Raw genomic sequence first — 16,327 nt, 5'->3', positions numbered from 1 at the left:
CGTGTCAGAACGCCTGTACTGCGGCGGGACTACGTCCCTTGGCAACCGCCTCCAGGAATTCGTCCCCCAGCCTGGCTGTCTCGGCGGTTACCTGGCGCCAGTATTTCTGGCGGGTCGCGTCGTCAAAGCGGGTGAAGTCGCTCCGGTCCGGAATCTTGCCGTAGGGCAGGCGGGATACCCACTCCGGCGAGGGAGAGACCAGCAGGACGTTATCCAGGCGGGCCGGCTTGGGGCGACGCCAGGGCAGACGCTTGTCGAACCAGCCCGGCACGATGTGCGGGTAGAAATGCGGGTACAGGACCAGGCCCGACTGCTGCGGATACGGGAGGTCCAGGTGATAGTCGATAAGCCCACCGTCGCGATAGCGGCCCAGCGGTGCGTGCAAGGGATTGCTGACCCCCTCCACTACCAACGGGATGGCCGCGGTGGCGTGCAGGGCGGACATCAGGTTGTCGGCCCGCAAGGGTGCGATGTGGGTGGGGAAATCCCCGGCCAGGGGCGGTGCCGGATGGCGGGGATCGGCAAACCAGACCCGCCGCCAGCTTTGCGTATAGAGCCGCCGGGACAGGACATTGGCGGAAGCTGCCGCCAGCACGCCGGCCAGCTGCGCCATGGGGCGTTCCGACGCCAGCCAGCCACGGGCACGCACGGTGGTCAGCGTCAGGGCATAGTCAGGATGCTGCAGCAGGCTGGCGGGATCAGCCTGGAACAGGTCGTTCAGCATCAGCTTGAGCGCCTGGGCGACCTCGGCCGGGGTCACGCCCTTGGCGTAGCGCTCCGCCGTATAGCGCTCGGCCAGGTTGGCCAGGGCGCGGGCAGGATCGGCCTGCATGGCGCAGACAAAGCGCCAGCCACCGATGGAACTGCCGATCAGGTGCCGCAAACGCGGTGCGCGCGACAGCCAATCGGCAAAGATGGCCTGGTCGAGCCCAGTCAGCGCCAGCGCCTTGGGGCCGCCGGCCGCACCGGGGATCAAGGCGATGTCGGCAGGATCCAGCCCTTGCTGCGCCAGATGGCCAAGCGCGCGCCGGCCTGCACGCCAGACCAGTGCAGGGCCATGGGAAACCTTAATCGCGGGAGCTTGGGACATGATGTTTTGCGGCGTTGCAGCAATGGCCCATTCTACTGGTAGCACAGTGCCGCAAGCGGCAATTCACTGCTTGAAACAGGATATATTATCCAGCTAGGCTGGCGCAGGCCTGGCTACAGAAAGCGCGAGCGCATATCGACAAATAGCCGGCGCTTGCGCCTGGCGGCGCGAATATGGCGTACCAGCAACAGTACGAGGGGTAGCAGCAGGAGCAGGAGCCAGTAGGCGGACATCAGCTACGGTCAGGAATGATCGGGCGCCTATGCTAGCGAAATACGCGACTTCTCTCATCCTCCAAACGGAGGATGTCTCGCAACGCGGTAAAATGGCGACATATTTCCACCGGAATCCACCATGCAGCCCGAACTCTCGCCGCTGGGCAAGACCAGCGCCTATATCGAGCAATACGACCCCAGCCTGCTCTTCCCCATCCCCCGGCTCGTCAAGCGGGAGGAAATCGGCGTGCCGGCCAGGCTGCCGTTCCTGGGCGCCGATATCTGGAACGCCTATGAGCTGTCGTGGCTCAATGCCCGTGGCAAACCGCAGATTGCGCTGGCCAACTTCAATGTGCCGGCAGACAGCCCCAATATCATCGAATCCAAGAGCTTCAAGCTCTACCTCAATAGCTATAACCAGACCCGGCTGGAAAGTGCCGACGAACTGAAGCAGCGGCTGGTCGCCGATCTCAGTGCCGCAGCCGGCGGCAACGTCAGCGTCCGCCTGATCCTGCCGGACGCCTTCGGCAGCGAGCGGGTTTCTGAGCTCGAAGGCTATTGCATCGACAACCTCGATATAGAAGTCGACCAGTACCAGCCGACCCCCGGTCTGCTGCGTACGCTGGACGAGCCGGAGGTCGAAGAGATCCTGGTCTCCAACCTGCTGAAATCCAATTGTCTGGTGACCGGCCAGCCTGACTGGGGCAGCGTGCAGATCCGCTATCGTGGCGCGCCGATCGATCGCGAGAGCCTGTTGAAGTACCTGATCTCGTTCCGGCAGCACAACGAGTTCCATGAGCAATGCGTGGAACGCATCTTCATGGACATCAGCCGCCAGTGCCGACCGGCCGCGCTCGCCGTCTATGCCCGCTACACGCGGCGCGGTGGACTGGACATCAATCCGTTCCGCACCAGCTATACCCTGCCCGCCCCCGGCAATCTGCGTACCGCCCGGCAATGATCCCGGCAACGCTGGCGATCATCGCTGGCTTGGCAATCCCGGGGGGGATGCATCTAGACTGAGAGTTGCACCCACCCGTGGAGTCGTCATGGCTGTCCAGCTGACCGAGGTAGAAGCCGCCAAACTGCTGAAGAGCCTGACGCTGCCTCCATTACCGCAGGTGATGGTGGAGATGCGGGCAGCGCAGGAACGGGGCGAGGATCATGAAACCCTGGCCGGTATCGTCGGCCAGGACCTCAGCCTCTCGGCCGCCGTACTGAAGACCGCCAATTCGCCGGCCTTTGCCGGACGGCAGCTCGATAGCCTGCAGGATGCCATCCTGTTCCTGGGCGTGAGCAATCTGGAGGCGGTCGTCACCAGCGTCGCCCTCAAGCGCAGCATTCCGCTTCCGCCGATACTCGGCATGTTCTGGGATGAGGCCACCCGTATCGCCGCCATCGCCAGCATGCTGGCGCGACACTGGAAGCTCGCACGGCCGGAGCAGGCCTACCTGTTCTGCCTGTTTCGCGATAGTGGCATCCCGGTGCTGGCGCAACGCTTCCCCAGCTATATCAGCACCCTGGCCCGCGCCATGGCCCACGCCGCCCAGTTCGTGGAGATCGAGCTAAAAAGCCGCACCTGCTCGCACGTGGTCGTGGGCTATCTGCTGGCGCGCAGCTGGTACCTGCCGGATGCACTGAATCTCGCCATCCTGCACCATCACGACTTTGCCGATCTGCAGGACACGACGCTGATCAGCCCCGAGTCTGCCCGCCTCGTCGCCCTGGCACGCATGGCCGAATACCTGCTACATACCCACCAGACCGGCGAGCGGGATGAGCACTGGCACGAGATCGAAGGCGGCATCCTTGCGACCCTCGGCCTCAATGCGAGCGCCCTGCAGGAAGTCGAGGCGTTGATCGACGCCATGCCCTAGGGCGCCCTGCCCTTGACTGAGGCGGGCCTTTCCGAGTTTGCTTTGGGAAAAAAACGGCGACCTTACGGTCGCCGCTTTCCTGCCTGCCCTGCCGGAGCGCAAGGCCCGGCTTTACTTGCCCAGTTCAGTCGGCGCGGGCGGTGCGGCCTTGAGCTCGACCGGCTTATAGCTTTGCAGGCGCTGCATCACCGAGGTGATGGCCGCATCAAGCTGGCTATCGCGCCCCTGGTTCACACCGACCGGTTCCAGTTCGACATCGATATCCGGCGCCACGCCTTCGTTCTCGACGCGCCACTCATTGTCCGGCGTGAAGAAGCGGAAGTACGGCACGACCAGATTACCGCCGTCGATCAGGTTGGGGTTGGTGGAGATGCCAATCAGGCCACCCCAGGTCCGCTTGCCGACCAGTGGTCCCAGGCCCAGCCGCTTGAAGGCGTAGGGCAGGAAGTCGCCGCCCGAGCCTGCGTCCTGGTCGATCAGCATGGCCTTGGGGCCGTAGATAGCGCCGCCGGGCGTGCTGAAGATCAGGCCATCGCGGTCCTTCCAGCCGGCCAGGTATTTGCGGCTCAGCACGTCGGTGACATAGTTGGCCGCCTGACCACCACCATTGCGGCGGTCGTCGATGATGACCCCCGCCTTGTCGGTCTGGGCGAAGAACATGCGGTTGAAGTACTGGAAGCCTTCATCCGCCGTGTTCGGAAGGTAGACATAGGCCACCTTGCCACCGCTTTGCTTATCGACATACTGGCGGTTCGCCTCGATCCAGTGCCACTGCCGCAAACCCGCTTCGTTGGCGATCGGTTCCACCACGATATTGCGGCGCTCCTTGGCTGTGGGTTCGCTGGCAACGGTCAACGTCACCTGTTTGCCGACGGTGTTTTCCAGCAAGGCGTACAGGTTCTGCCTGGCATCCAGCGCGCGACCATTGACCGCCAGCAGGTAGTCACCTTCCTTCACACCCAGTCCGGGTACCGCCAGCGGTGCCGGCAGGAAGGGATTCCAGCGATCGCCACGGTAGATCGTCTTGATCCGGTAGTGACCCTTGTCGACCACATAATCGGCCCCCAGCAGGCCCACGCCGGCAGGACGTTCCTGGTAGACATCGCCACCACCCACGCGGTTGTGGCCTACTTGCAGCTCGCCGATCATTTCGACCAGCAGGTCGTTCAGGTCCTCGCGTCGCTGCACTTGCTGCAGCAGCGGCTGGTAGCGGGCATGGATGGCGTTCCAGTCGATGCCGTGCAGCTTGGCGTCATAGAAGTACTCCTTCTCCATCCACCAGGTCTCGTCGAAGATCTGCTGCCATTCCTGGCGCGGGTCCACCAGCATGCGCACCTGGCTCAGGTCGACCGATTTGCTGTCCAGCTTCTCACCGGCATCGGCCACTTCCAGCCGACCCTTGGCGTACTGCAGCAGCAGTTTCTTGCCATCGGCACTCAGGCTGTAGCCGGCAATACCCTGGCGGAGCGACTTGGCTTTGCGGTCTTCGAAATTGAACCGGTACAGCTCGGCGTTGTTGGCTTCCTCTACGTCCGGCGGCTCGGTGCTGCTGCCTGCCTGCTTGCGCTCCAGGTAGAACAGGGCACCATCGGACGCAACGGTCAGGTTATCGTAGTTACGCTCAGCCACCGGCAGCGCGATGATGCGGTTCTGCAGGCCATCGAAATCAATCCGGGTCGGCTTGATCGCCTTGTCGGCCTTGTCCTTGTCCGACTTGTCGCCCTCCTTGCCGTCCTTCTCCTTGTCCCCGTCCTTGCCCTCGGCCGGCTTGGCCTTGGCGTCGTCCTTCTTGCCCTCCTCATCACCGCTCTTGGGGGCGAGTGGCGACTTGCCATCGGCTGCCAATATGGCCACATACAGACCCCGACGTACGGCCCGCTCTTGGGTGGACATATCCAGCCCGACCTGAGCCGGCCCGGTGTTGATGGAAGCCGTAAAGTACAGATAGCCATTGGCCGAGAACACCGGGTCGGTGGCGTGACTCATGCCATCGGTCAGCGTGGCGTTCTTGCCGGTGCTGAAGTCGTGCAGCCTGATCTGGCTGAAATGGTTCTCACCGGCAACCGTATAGGCGAGCCAGCGGCTGTCGGTCGAGAACGAGACATTGAAGGGATCGCGACGCTGCGTGCTGTCGATGCGGCTGATGGTGCTCTTGTCCAGGCTGATCGCATACAGGTTGAGGTGGTTGTCCTGATAGACAACTATCTTGCTGTTGGGGGACCAGGCCAGCAACGTGAAGTAGCCCTCCTTGCCCAGGGGGAAGCGCTGCGCGGCTTCCATGCCGGCCTGGTCGCGAAGCACCAGTTCGTGCTGAGGCTGAGTAGCACTGCCCGCGCCCGCGATATAGGCAATGCGCTTGCCGTCGGGACTCCAAAGCGCATCCTTCTCCCTGACGCCCGAGGTCTGGGTCAGGTTACGGGTCGAACCGTCCTTGACCGGTACGGTGAACACATCACCCCGTGCGCTGACCACGATACGCTTGCCACTCGGCGAGAGCTGGGCGGAGGTGATGGTCTTGCTGGCGTCCTTCCACTGTGGCCGCAGTTGCATGGCCTGCGCATTGATGCTGATGGGAATGGCCTTGCTGGCGCCGGTACTGGTATCCAGCTCCTTCAACTGCCCGCCCACCTCGTAGACCACGCTATTGCCGTAGGCGCTGGCATTGCGGACATCCCAGACCTTCTCGCGCGTCAGTTGCCGCAGCTGCTTGCTCTGGGTGTCGTAGGCGTAGAGGTTGGCCGCGCCGTCATTGCGATCGGAGATGAACACCACCTCCTTGCCGACCCACAGCGGGTTGATATCACTCGCGTTCACATGCGGTATCTTTTCCAGCTGATTCTTTGCCGGGTCGATGATCCAGATAGGCGGGGTGGTGCCGCCACGATGCTGGCGCCAGCCGGAGGTGCCAAAGTAGGCGGCACGGAACGGCCGGTAGGCCAGACGCTGGCCACTCTGGTCCCAGGTGCCTTCATAGGCGATGGCTTCCATCACCTTCTGCTCGAAACCGCCTTCAACGGCGACTTCATACAGCTGGTTGCTGCGGCTGTTGGCCACCTCGCGCGACGAGGAGAACAGCACGCGCTTGCCATCGGCACTCCAGCCGTTGACCACGTCAAAGCCCGGGTGCCAGGTAAGCCGGCGCGGCTGGCCGCCTTCGACCGGGATGACGTAGACATCGGTGTTGTTGTCGTAGCTGGCCGAGAAGGCGATCCATTTGCCGTCGGGCGAGAAATGCGGAGCCGATTCGGCCGCCGGGTGCGAGGTCAACCGGACGGGATTGCGGCCCGCGCGATCGCTGACCCAGATATCGCCCGCGTAGACGAAGGCGATATGGTCACGCGATACGCTGGGTTGCCGCAGCAATAGCGTCTGCGGGCCCTCCGCCGCCTGGGTGAACAATCCCGTGGCCATCAGGGCCGCGCTCAATGCCAAGGTCGACAGTACCTTGTTGCTCATGCCTTGCTCCTTTGTAAGGGGCAGAACCGGGCCGCGAATCGGTTGTTCGCCTAGCCGTTTTGCCAAACCGCATACAAGAGCACAGGCCCGTCTATATATCCACTTCCGACGCCGAATTGCAGCGGCTGGCGAGGTGAAAACAACAAGCCCGTCACAAGGACGGGCGTGTCACGGGCCGTTGACGGTCAGGCTGCCAGCTTGGCGGCAGCGTCACGCAGGGCGGTACGCAACCCTTCTTCGATCACCGGGTGGTAGAACGGCATATCCAGCATCTGGTTGATCGTCATGCCCTGCTGATGGCTCCAGGCAAGCAGATGGGCAATGTGTTCGGCACTCGGCCCCATCCATTCGGCGCCAAGGAAGCGACCCGTCGCGCGATCGGCATAGACATGCATCAGCCCTTTGTTGCGCAGCATGACGCGGCTACGACCCTGGTCCTCGAAGCTGACTTCACCGGTGACAAAACTACCGGGGGCGATATCAGCATGGCGCTGGCCGACCATGGCCAGTTGCGGATCGCTGAAGACCACGGCCAGGGTGGAGCGACGCAGACCCGGTGCGACGTGCGGGTAGCTCGCGGCGTTCTGGCCCGCCGTTTTGCCTTCATCCGCCGCCTCGTGCAGTAGCGGCAGGATATTGTTGGCGTCACCGGCGATGAAGATCGGCGACTTGCCACACTGCAGGGTTTGCGGGTCGAACAGCGGCACCCCCTGGGCATCGAGTTCGAGGCCAGTGTTCTGCAGGTCGAGGTTGGCGACATTGGGTCTGCGACCGGTCGCGGCCAGCACGTAGTCAACGCGTTCGGTCACTGTCTCGCCGGCCAGGTTGCGGTAGCGGAGTACTACCTCGTCGCCGTCGCGCTCCATGCTCTCGATGGTGGCGTCGGGATCAAGATAGAACTCTTCCTGGAAGGCGGTACGGGCGTAGTCCCGGATAACCGGATCGCTGAACGGCCCCACGCTCTTGCCTTTGCCAAAGACCCGGGTGATCACACCCAGACGCGAGAGGGCCTGACCGAGTTCGAGGCCGATGACCCCGGGACCGAACACCGCCACACGACGCGGCAGGGCCTCCCAGTTGAAGACATCGTCGTTGACGATCAAGCGGTCGCCGAGACCCTTGAATGGGGCGGGAATGGCCGGACTGGAACCGGTCGCAATCACGATGCTATGGGCTTGCACGGTGGTGTGACCGTCGACGCTCAAGAGGTTGTTGTCGATAAAGCGGGCAAAACCACGCAAGCGATCTTCTGCCGGGATGCCCTCGACACTCTTGACCACGAAGCCGACAAAGCGGTCCCGCTCACGGCGAACACGGCTCATGACCTCCCGGCCATCGATGCGCAGCGTGCCTTCGACATGCACGCCGAAACCGGCAGCATGGCGCAGACCGTGGGCGGCTTCTGCTGCAGCGATCAGCAGCTTGGACGGCATGCAGCCGACACGGGCGCAGGTGGTGCCGTAAGGGCCGCCTTCGATCAGCACGGCACGCTGGCCGGCAGCGCGGGCAGCACGGTAGGCGGCGAGGCCGGCGGTACCGGCGCCGATCACGGCAACATCAGTCTGGATGAGCTGGCTCATGGGTTTTCCTTGTGAGAGAGGCACTGCGGATACAATCGGCGTGCCCGGCCGCACTGCCGGATGACAGTGCGGTCGGACCCGGCGACTGATGGGCAGTGGTTAACTGCCCGACAAGACGATCAGGCTGCGGCGAAGTGGGCTTCGAGCGCTTCGGCACCGCCAATGAGGCGGCCGTTGATGAAGACCTGCGGGGCGGTCATGCTGCCGCTGATGGCTCCGAGCACCTTGCCGCGCACGCGGTGGTCCAACGGCAGGTCGATGTAGTCCAGACCCTTGTCGCTCAGCAGTTGCTTGGCCTTGGCGCAGAAGGAGCAGCCTTCCTTGGAGAACACCACGATCTGGTCGGGCGCCTTCGCGGTCGGGGCGAGGTAGTTCAGCATGGTGTCGGCGTCCGATACTTCAAACGGATCGCCTTCTTTTTCCGGCTCGATGAACATCTTGTCGACCACGCCATCCTTGACCAGCATGGAGTAGCGCCAGCTGCGCTTGCCAAAGCCCAGGTCAGCCTTGTCGACCAGCATGCCCATGCCTTCGGTGAACTCGCCGTTACCATCGGGGATCATGACGATGTTGGCGGATTCCTGATCCTTGGCCCATTCGTTCATCACGAAGGTGTCGTTGACCGATACACACAGGATGGCATCGACGCCATGCTTGGCGAATACGGGTGCCAGTTCGTTGTAGCGTGGCAGGTGGGTGCTGGAGCAGGTGGGGGTAAACGCACCAGGCAGGGAGAACAGGGCGATGGTCTTGCCCTTGAACAGTTCGTCGGTGGTCACGCTCTTCCACTCGTTGTTCTGGCGGATGCGGAAAGTTACCTGGGGAACGGCCTGGCCTTCACGATTCTGCAGCATGGGATGATTCCTTCTTCGCGGATAAGGCTGCTGGTGCAGCGACGAAGCGAAGTATCCCGGCCAGGTGAGGATCAATCCAATTTATTGTTATTAACTTACCGATATGAAATTACTATCAACGAAATAAAGCACCTTCCAAATGCGACAACGCCGCCCCAAGGACGGCGTTGCCGATCATGCCGTACAAGGTGGGCTTAACCTTTCTTGCCGCCCGCCACCAGCAGCACCACGCCAACCACGATGGCACCGATGCCCGCCCACTTGGGGATGTCGACCTGCTCCTTTTCCTTGTACGACAGCTCAATGGGACCCAGCTTGGCGGCCTGGCTCTCCTTGGTATAGCTGAAGCCGCCCAGGCTCAGGGCCAGGGTCCCGGCGATGATCAGTACGATGGCGATGATGCGCAGTGCATTCATTTTTGTCTCTCCTCAGTGATGGTTCAGGTCCGCCTGCTGCGGGCGGCCGACGGGTTGATGGATCGTACGGTTACTGACCATAGCCCGCGATCGGCAAGGCGGGCAGGCTGCTGCCGGCAACGGCCAGGGCAAGTGCGGTATCGGCTTCTACCGTATCCATGCCCTGCTCCTCATACCAGGCTGGGTTGTAATAGCTATGGGCATAACGCTCGCCGCTGTCGCACAGGATGGTGACAATGGCCCCCTGCTCCCCACCGGCCCGCATGGCTTGCGCCGCCTGCAGCACACCGATGAAATTGGTCCCGGTGGAACCGCCTACCCGCCTGCCCAGCCGCGCGCTGACATAGCGCATGGCCGCCAGGCTCAGGGCATCCGGCACCTTGAGCATGCTGTCCACGCAGGTGGGGATAAAGCTCGCTTCCACCCGGGGCCGACCTATGCCCTCGATGCCGGAACCGCGTGGCAAGGTCAGATCAGCACGCGGCGTGCCTGCGAGGGCACTCACGTAGTAATCGAAGAACACCGAGTGCTCAGGATCGGCGCAGAGAATCCGCGTCGGATGCTGGCGATAGCGTACATAGCGTCCCAGGGTGGCGCTGGTGCCGCCGGTGCCGGGGCCGCAGACGATCCAGCTCGGGATGGGATGCGGCTCGGCGGCCATCTGCTTGAAGATGGATTCGGCAATATTGTTGTTGGCGCGCCAGTCGGTAGCCCGTTCGGCATAGGTGAACTGGTCCATGAAATGACCGCCGGTCTCCCGCGCCAGCCGTGCCGATTCGGTATTGATTGCACTCGGGTCAGCCACCAGATGGCATCGGCCACCGTAGAACTCGATGGCCGCGATCTTGTCCGGCGAGGTTGACTCCGGCATTACCGCGATAAAGGGCACGCCCAGCAGCCGCGCGAAGTAGGCTTCGGACACCGCCGTCGAGCCGCTCGACGCCTCGATGACGGTACCGCCCTCTCTGAGCCAGCCGTTGGCCAGCGCATACAGGAACAGGGAGCGCGCCAGCCGGTGCTTGAGGCTGCCGGTCGGATGGCTGGACTCATCCTTGAAGTAAAGATCAATGCCCGGATAGCCCGGCAGATCAAGCGGGATCAGATGGGTATCGGCCGAGCGATTGAAGTCGGCCTCGATCTTGTGGATGGCACTGGCCACCCAGTCACGTTGGGGCATGGCGGTCTGTCTGGAAAAGCATAAAGACTGATCTTAGCATCGCCAGGCTGAACGGCAGCCAGACCAGCCCCTCGTGCTATCGAAGTGACAGGGCCCAGTCACGGGTGCGCGCCACAACCCAATGTGCGGCACGGGCCTGCGCCTTGCCCACATCAACACCGGCGCCCACCAGGGTCAGACAGTGGGTGAATCGCCGTGCCAGTTGGGGCCGCACGGCGTCAGCAATATCGCCGGACAAGAGCACCGCCGGCACTTGCTGCTCGGCCGCCAACCCGGCCAGTTGCCAGGGCAGCTTGCCCAGCGGAGTTTGCAGGTCCGACCGGCCTTCCCCGGTGATCAGGTAATCGGCGTTGATCAGCGAGTTTTCCAGCCCCTGCAGGTTCGCAATCACCCCGGCTCCCGGCTCACAACGTGCCCCCAGGAGCCGCAGCGCCCAGCCCAGGCCCCCGGCGGCGCCGCTACCCGGCAGGTCGCGCAGCGGCTTGCCATGCGCAGCATCGCCCAGTGCCCCCAGGCGCGCCAGCCAGGCATCGAAACGTGCCATATCCTCGGCCTGCACGCCCTTTTGCGGTCCGAAGGTAAACGTCGCGCCAGCGGGGCCGGCCAGCGGGCTGGCGACATCGGCCAGGATCAGCAATTCGGTATTGGCCAGGCGCGGGTCCAACCCCGCAAGAGAAAGGCTGGCCAGTTGCGCCAGGCCGGCAAGGTCGGGCGAGATGGCGTCACTTTGATGATCCAGCAGGCGCGCGCCGAGCGCAGCCAGCAGGCCGGCGCCACCGTCGTTGCTACCGGTGCCGCCCAGGCCTATCAGGATGCGTCGGCACCCCGCGGCCAGCGCCGCCTGCAATAGCACCCCAAGCCCATGGGAACTTCGCTGCGCTATCCGGCTATCACCCACCAGGCCCAGACCGACGACGGTGGCGGACTCCAGCACGGCGGTGCCGTCCGCCAGCAGCAACCACGGCACCGTACGGGCCATGCCGGCCAGATCTTGTACCTGCGCCTGCTGCCAGGTCGCCGGCACCGCAGCGGCCATGGCATCCAGCGTGCCTTCGCCACCATCCGCCATCGGGTGTAGTGCGAGTTCGACGTCAGGCCATACCTGTCGCAAGCCCGTAGCCATAGCCTCTGCCACCCCGATCGCGCTCAGGGTGCCCTTGAATGAATCCGGTGCGATAACGATCTTCATGCCAGCAAGGATAAAGCCAACCGGCCGGTCTTGCCGACCTCGATGCGCATCGCCGCCGGATGCGATCCCGACCGACGGTGCTTGACACTCACATCACTCATTTATATCTTACGATATGTTTTAAGATGTATTTTACGATACAAGGAGTTCACCATGCGCCATCATCACCGCGGTAACCACGATCAGCATGAGCATGGCCGCCCATTGCTGAAGCGACTCTCCGAGCACTTTGTCCGGCACGCCATGGGCCGGCACGGGCATGGCCATGGGGGACACGGCGGACACGGCGGACCGGGTGGCTTCGACGGCGACGGCGAAGGCCTGACCCGCGGCCGCAAGTTCAGCTCGGACGATCTGCAACTGTTGCTGCTTGCCCTGCTCGCCGACAAACCCAGCCATGGCTATGAACTGATCAAGGCGCTGGAAACCCAATCGAAGGGCGTCTACAGCCCCAGCCCCGGCATGGTCTACCCGGCCCTCACCTACCTGGAAGAACTGGGCTACGCCACCGTGGAAGTTGTCAGCAACAAGAAGTGCTACCAGCTGGCAGACGCCGGCCGGGAATACCTGGATGCGCAACGGGAACGGCTGGCGCTGATCCAGGACAAACTCAAGCACCTGGCCCACAAGATGGAATGGCTGCGGCGCGCCATGTCAGGCGAGGAAGATGGCGAGAGCGGTAGCAGCTGGCTACCGGAATTTGTGGAAGCACGCCGTGCGCTCAAGCGCGCGCTGATGCAGCGCAGCGACGTCTCCGCCGACGAACAACGCCGTATCGCCGCCATCCTGGCTCGCGCCACCCAGGACATCATCAACCCCGGGAGCAGCCAAGGCTGAACCGGGATCGGACAAGGACACCCCATGACTGCAACCGACCTGACCGTACAACGCGTACGTCACCCTCTGACGTTCCGCCTGCTGCAGGTAAGCCGTACCCGGCAGATCAGCCCGCAACTGGTGCGCATCACCTTTACCGGCGAGGACCTGCAGGATTTTGTCTCCGCCTCTTTCGACGACCATGTGAAGCTGTTCTTCCCCGCACCCGGCGCCGACAAGCCGCTGTTGCCCGAAGCCGGCCCGACCGGCCCGGTCTTTCCCGAAGGCCAGCCCCGCCCTACCGCGCGCGACTACACCCCGCGCAGCTACGACCCGGTCGCACAGGAGCTGGATATCGAGTTCGTATTGCACGGCGACGGCCCTGCCACCACCTGGGCCGCACAGGCAAAGGTCGGCCAGTACCTGGGCATCGGCGGCCCGCGCGGCTCCTTCGTCATCCCCACCGGTTTTGACTGGCATGTGCTGATCGGCGACGAAAGCGCCCTGCCCGCCATCGCCCGCCGGCTGGAAGAGTTGCCGACCGAGGCCATGGCGCTGGTCGTGGTGGAAGTTGAGAACGAGGCCGCACGCCTGGAGTTCCACAGCGCAGCCCGGCAGGAAGTGCACTGGGTCTACCGCCAGGACCGCTACCCCGGCGACCCGGCCAGCCTGGAAGAGGCCGTACGCGACCTGATCTTGCCTGCCGGTGAAGGTTATATCTGGGCCGCCGGCGAATTGACCGCCATCCAGGCCGTTCGCAAGCACTTGGTGGAAGACCGCGCGATTGCCAAGTCGCGCATCCGGGCATCCAGCTACTGGAAGCATGGCGCCATTGCGACGCATGAGACGCTGGATGATTGAGCTTGCTGTGCAGTGAGGACCCCAGGCAACGCTGCGTTCCGTAGCGTTGCTCCTTACGTTCTCGAACAGCCTGGCCTGGCAAGCTTCGATCCAAGCCAGAAAATCAGCAGCATGCCACTTATGAATTTTGGTGAACGAACGTTCTCCAAAGAGATAGAATGGGGACATGAGTGACGCCATCCATGGCCGCGGTACCGGCCTTAATCCCAACAACCGCTATGCGAGCCAGGCTCGGGTCGCGGTCGATGATGGCTGGCAGGAAGGACGGGAGGAAGCCGATCGGCCCAAGACGGTTATCACGCTGCACCAGGCCAAGTCCATCATCAGCCGCAACCAGTCGCCCGACCTGCGTTTCTCGCAATCCATCAATCCTTATCAGGGCTGCGAGCATGGTTGCATTTACTGCTTTGCGCGGCCCAGCCATGCCTATCTGGGCTTCTCACCGGGGCTGGATTTCGAGACGCAGATTGTGGCCAAGCCCAACGCGCCTGAACTGTTGCGCAGGGAGTTGAGCAAGCCTGGCTATACGGTGGCGCCGATCTGTATTGGCAGCAATACCGATTGCTACCAGCCCATAGAACGAGACCTGAAGCTGACCCGCGGCATACTGGAAGTGCTGCTGGAAACCCGCCATCCCACCATGCTGCTAACCAAGAATGCCTTGATCGAGCGGGATATCGACCTGCTGGGCGAGATGGCCAGCAAGCGGCTGGTGCAGGTGATGGTCAGCGTCACGACATTGGACCGGGAGCTGGCGCGCAAGATGGAGCCGCGGGCCAGCCAGCCTTTGCGCAGGCTGCAGACTATCGAAAAACTGGCCAAGGCCGGCATACCGGTCGGCGTGCTGGCGGCGCCGATGATCCCGGCGCTCAACGACCATGAGCTGGAAAGGATACTGACCCAGAGCCGGGAGGCCGGCGCGATCATGGCCGGCTATGTACTGCTGCGCCTGCCGCTGGAGTTGGCTCAGCTGTTCGAGGATTGGCTGCAGGCGCACTACCCGCTCAAGCGCGACCATGTCTTGAGCGTGCTGAAGCAAACCCGTAACGGCAAGCACTACGATGCCACCTTCGGCCAGCGCATGCGCGGCGTGGGTGTGTTTGCCGAACTCCTGTCCAAACGCTACCGGCTGGCGACACAACGCCTGGGGCTCAACGGCCGCTGGGAAGGGCTGGACTGCTCGCAGTTCAGGCCACCTTCCAGCAATGGTCAACTGGATCTGTTTGGCGATTAGCCTGCAAGCCCACCGTCACGAGCGAGCGGGGCATGATTACTCCCATTTTTTCTCGCGAATATTAGCCATTTAGCTCACCGCTCATCGGCAAATATACAAAGCCTGTCCTAAACGCACCTATCATTTGGCAGCCGGTGAATTTCCCAATCCCGGCAGGTAGCACCATCAAAAGACAGGCAGCCCACGCAGGCTGCTAGCAGGGTTACGGGAGGAGACATCATGACCAAGGCTTGGTCCTTGCGCCGTTGCGGCGTGTCCTGTCACCAGCATCCTGCACCCCTGCCCTGCCTGCCCTCACCCGATCATGGCGGCGAGTTGCCAGCCTGCGCGTTTACAACTGAACGCAGGGGGGTGCGATGAGCGAGTTTTTCTTCAGCTATGCCCGCGATAACCACGACAATTACCTTGAGCGCTTTTTTGACGATCTGGACAAGGCGGTACGTGACCGTGGTGGCAACGGCGGTTTCCGCGATGTATCGGCCATCCAGCCTGGTGAAAACTGGGCGGATGAACTGGCCGACGAGCTGAGGACCGCGCCGGTATTCATTGCCATCCTCTCCCCGGCGTACACCAATAGCGAATACTGCGGCAAGGAATGGACCGCGTTCTCCCAACGTTGCAACGAATGGCTGGAGAGTAATCCAGGACAACCTCGCGCAGCGCTGATCCCCATCTTGTGGATACCACCGCGTGAAGACAGACCGCTGCCAGGGTTCGTGACGGCGCTGCAATATCCTGTCGACAGCCTGGGCAACGACCTGGCGCAGGAGGGCCTACAGTATGTCTGCAAGCGCCTGGGCAAATACCGTAACCGCTACACCGATTATGTGGACGATCTGGCCAAGGCCATCATCAGCAAGAGCCGGCAGTTACCGATACGTACCACCGCCCTTTCATCGCTGCATGACTTGCCGAGCGCCTGGGATATGGTCGCACCGCCTCCGGTGAACACGGCGAGCGGCCCCAATATGGTCCACCTGGTCTACGCTGCGGCCCACCCGGATGAGTTGGCCGCCAACAATCCCCAGTTGCATCGTGAACGCTACCTTGAAAAAGGCGGACGGGACTGGAAGCCGTACTTTCCCGTGACCAGCACCATACGCATGATCGCCCGTCAGACGGCCATCGCGGATGGCATCGAACTCGACAGCGACGAGCTGGCTTTCGGTGCCGAGTTGCTGGCGGACATGCGCAAGGCCCAGGCAGCCCGCCAACCGGTCGTCATGTTCGTCGACGGCTGGTCTGCCCAGTTGCCGACATTCAGGCAGAAGTTGCAGCAGATCGACGCCGAACAGTTCGATAACTGCTCGGTGATCGTACCCCGCAATGAAGAGGACAGCGAGGAGCTGGAGCAGACGGTTGCGCAGGTCTTTGCCAACCATATTGGTCATCGCAACGCGGTGTTCTTTCGCAACCGGGTCGGCAGCGAAGCGGAGCTGCGCAAGCAACTGGGTGACGTACTGACCCGGCTGCGCGCCGAGATCATCAACAAGAGCGCCCCGACCTTACCCATCCCCGGCGGCGGCACCCGCCCGATTATCAGTGCGACGGGAGCCTGAGGT

General features: G+C 62.9%; 13 protein-coding genes. 6 read left to right on the top strand and 7 right to left on the bottom strand.

The window, feature by feature from the left end:
- Positions 1-4: 4 nt before the first annotated feature.
- Positions 5-1,090, bottom strand: coding sequence for a hypothetical protein (locus ACYVHK_RS03495; RefSeq protein ID WP_460527639.1), 1,086 nt, complete (start codon positions 1,088-1,090; stop codon positions 5-7).
- Positions 1,091-1,444: 354 nt separating this feature from the next.
- Here ACYVHK_RS03495 and queF point away from each other — a divergent pair, with 354 nt between their 5' ends.
- Complete coding sequence (gene queF, locus ACYVHK_RS03490; protein ID WP_460527636.1) at positions 1,445-2,266, top strand: NADPH-dependent 7-cyano-7-deazaguanine reductase; 822 nt, start codon at positions 1,445-1,447, stop codon at positions 2,264-2,266.
- Between the two features lie 88 nt (positions 2,267-2,354).
- Positions 2,355-3,182, top strand: coding sequence for an HDOD domain-containing protein (locus ACYVHK_RS03485; RefSeq protein WP_460527634.1), 828 nt, complete (start codon positions 2,355-2,357; stop codon positions 3,180-3,182).
- Positions 3,183-3,293: 111 nt separating this feature from the next.
- Here the strand turns inward: ACYVHK_RS03485 and ACYVHK_RS03480 are convergent, their stop codons facing one another.
- The 6 genes from ACYVHK_RS03480 to ACYVHK_RS03455 all read right to left on the bottom strand — a co-directional run bounded on the left by ACYVHK_RS03480 (position 3,294) and on the right by ACYVHK_RS03455 (position 11,854).
- Positions 3,294-6,638 (bottom strand): S41 family peptidase, encoded by a 3,345-nt coding sequence (locus ACYVHK_RS03480; protein WP_460527632.1) that lies wholly within the window; start codon positions 6,636-6,638, stop codon positions 3,294-3,296.
- Between the two features lie 185 nt (positions 6,639-6,823).
- The gene (locus ACYVHK_RS03475; protein ID WP_460527630.1) at positions 6,824-8,218 is read right to left on the bottom strand and encodes a dihydrolipoyl dehydrogenase; all 1,395 of its coding nucleotides are present in this window, start codon (positions 8,216-8,218) and stop codon (positions 6,824-6,826) included.
- A gap of 119 nt (positions 8,219-8,337) precedes the next feature.
- Positions 8,338-9,072 (bottom strand): glutathione peroxidase, encoded by a 735-nt coding sequence (locus ACYVHK_RS03470; RefSeq protein ID WP_460527628.1) that lies wholly within the window; start codon positions 9,070-9,072, stop codon positions 8,338-8,340.
- Between the two features lie 194 nt (positions 9,073-9,266).
- Positions 9,267-9,488: a hypothetical protein gene (locus tag ACYVHK_RS03465; RefSeq protein ID WP_460527626.1), complete on the bottom strand. Its 222-nt coding sequence runs from the start codon at positions 9,486-9,488 to the stop codon at positions 9,267-9,269.
- A gap of 70 nt (positions 9,489-9,558) precedes the next feature.
- A complete protein-coding gene (locus ACYVHK_RS03460; RefSeq protein WP_460527624.1) occupies positions 9,559-10,665 on the bottom strand; it encodes a PLP-dependent cysteine synthase family protein in 1,107 nt (368 codons plus the stop codon).
- 76 nt (positions 10,666-10,741) lie between these two features.
- Positions 10,742-11,854 (bottom strand): glycerate kinase, encoded by a 1,113-nt coding sequence (locus tag ACYVHK_RS03455; protein ID WP_460527622.1) that lies wholly within the window; start codon positions 11,852-11,854, stop codon positions 10,742-10,744.
- Between the two features lie 153 nt (positions 11,855-12,007).
- On the opposite strand from ACYVHK_RS03455, the gene ACYVHK_RS03450 reads away from it, so the two are divergent.
- The 4 genes from ACYVHK_RS03450 to ACYVHK_RS03435 all read left to right on the top strand — a co-directional run bounded on the left by ACYVHK_RS03450 (position 12,008) and on the right by ACYVHK_RS03435 (position 16,324).
- On the top strand, positions 12,008-12,691 hold the full coding sequence (locus ACYVHK_RS03450) for a PadR family transcriptional regulator (protein ID WP_460527620.1): 684 nt from the start codon (positions 12,008-12,010) through the stop codon (positions 12,689-12,691).
- Positions 12,692-12,715: 24 nt separating this feature from the next.
- Positions 12,716-13,531: a siderophore-interacting protein gene (locus ACYVHK_RS03445; RefSeq protein ID WP_460527618.1), complete on the top strand. Its 816-nt coding sequence runs from the start codon at positions 12,716-12,718 to the stop codon at positions 13,529-13,531.
- Between the two features lie 166 nt (positions 13,532-13,697).
- Positions 13,698-14,765 (top strand): radical SAM family protein, encoded by a 1,068-nt coding sequence (locus tag ACYVHK_RS03440; RefSeq protein WP_460527616.1) that lies wholly within the window; start codon positions 13,698-13,700, stop codon positions 14,763-14,765.
- A 356-nt stretch (positions 14,766-15,121) separates the two neighbouring features.
- Positions 15,122-16,324, top strand: coding sequence for a TIR domain-containing protein (locus ACYVHK_RS03435; protein ID WP_460527614.1), 1,203 nt, complete (start codon positions 15,122-15,124; stop codon positions 16,322-16,324).
- Positions 16,325-16,327: the final 3 nt, after the last annotated feature.

The organism is Chitinimonas naiadis, from assembly GCF_054780835.1.
Note: the sequence above shows the minus strand (reverse complement) of the source record. Positions and strands in the feature narration are given on the sequence as shown.

Excerpts from the sequence above, each read along its gene's own strand:
- ACYVHK_RS03470 (WP_460527628.1), bottom strand. The coding sequence starts at position 9,072 with ATGCTGCAGAATCGTGAAGGCCAGGCCGTTCCCCAGGTAACTTTCCGC.
- ACYVHK_RS03435 (WP_460527614.1), top strand. The coding sequence starts at position 15,122 with ATGAGCGAGTTTTTCTTCAGCTATGCCCGCGATAACCACGACAATTAC.
- ACYVHK_RS03475 (WP_460527630.1), bottom strand. The coding sequence starts at position 8,218 with ATGAGCCAGCTCATCCAGACTGATGTTGCCGTGATCGGCGCCGGTACC.
- ACYVHK_RS03450 (WP_460527620.1), top strand. The coding sequence starts at position 12,008 with ATGCGCCATCATCACCGCGGTAACCACGATCAGCATGAGCATGGCCGC.
- ACYVHK_RS03495 (WP_460527639.1), bottom strand. The coding sequence starts at position 1,090 with ATGTCCCAAGCTCCCGCGATTAAGGTTTCCCATGGCCCTGCACTGGTC.
- ACYVHK_RS03485 (WP_460527634.1), top strand. The coding sequence starts at position 2,355 with ATGGCTGTCCAGCTGACCGAGGTAGAAGCCGCCAAACTGCTGAAGAGC.
- queF (WP_460527636.1), top strand. The coding sequence starts at position 1,445 with ATGCAGCCCGAACTCTCGCCGCTGGGCAAGACCAGCGCCTATATCGAG.
- ACYVHK_RS03445 (WP_460527618.1), top strand. The coding sequence starts at position 12,716 with ATGACTGCAACCGACCTGACCGTACAACGCGTACGTCACCCTCTGACG.
- ACYVHK_RS03460 (WP_460527624.1), bottom strand. The coding sequence starts at position 10,665 with ATGCCCCAACGTGACTGGGTGGCCAGTGCCATCCACAAGATCGAGGCC.
- ACYVHK_RS03440 (WP_460527616.1), top strand. The coding sequence starts at position 13,698 with ATGAGTGACGCCATCCATGGCCGCGGTACCGGCCTTAATCCCAACAAC.
- ACYVHK_RS03455 (WP_460527622.1), bottom strand. The coding sequence starts at position 11,854 with ATGAAGATCGTTATCGCACCGGATTCATTCAAGGGCACCCTGAGCGCG.
- ACYVHK_RS03480 (WP_460527632.1), bottom strand. The coding sequence starts at position 6,638 with ATGAGCAACAAGGTACTGTCGACCTTGGCATTGAGCGCGGCCCTGATG.
- ACYVHK_RS03465 (WP_460527626.1), bottom strand. The coding sequence starts at position 9,488 with ATGAATGCACTGCGCATCATCGCCATCGTACTGATCATCGCCGGGACC.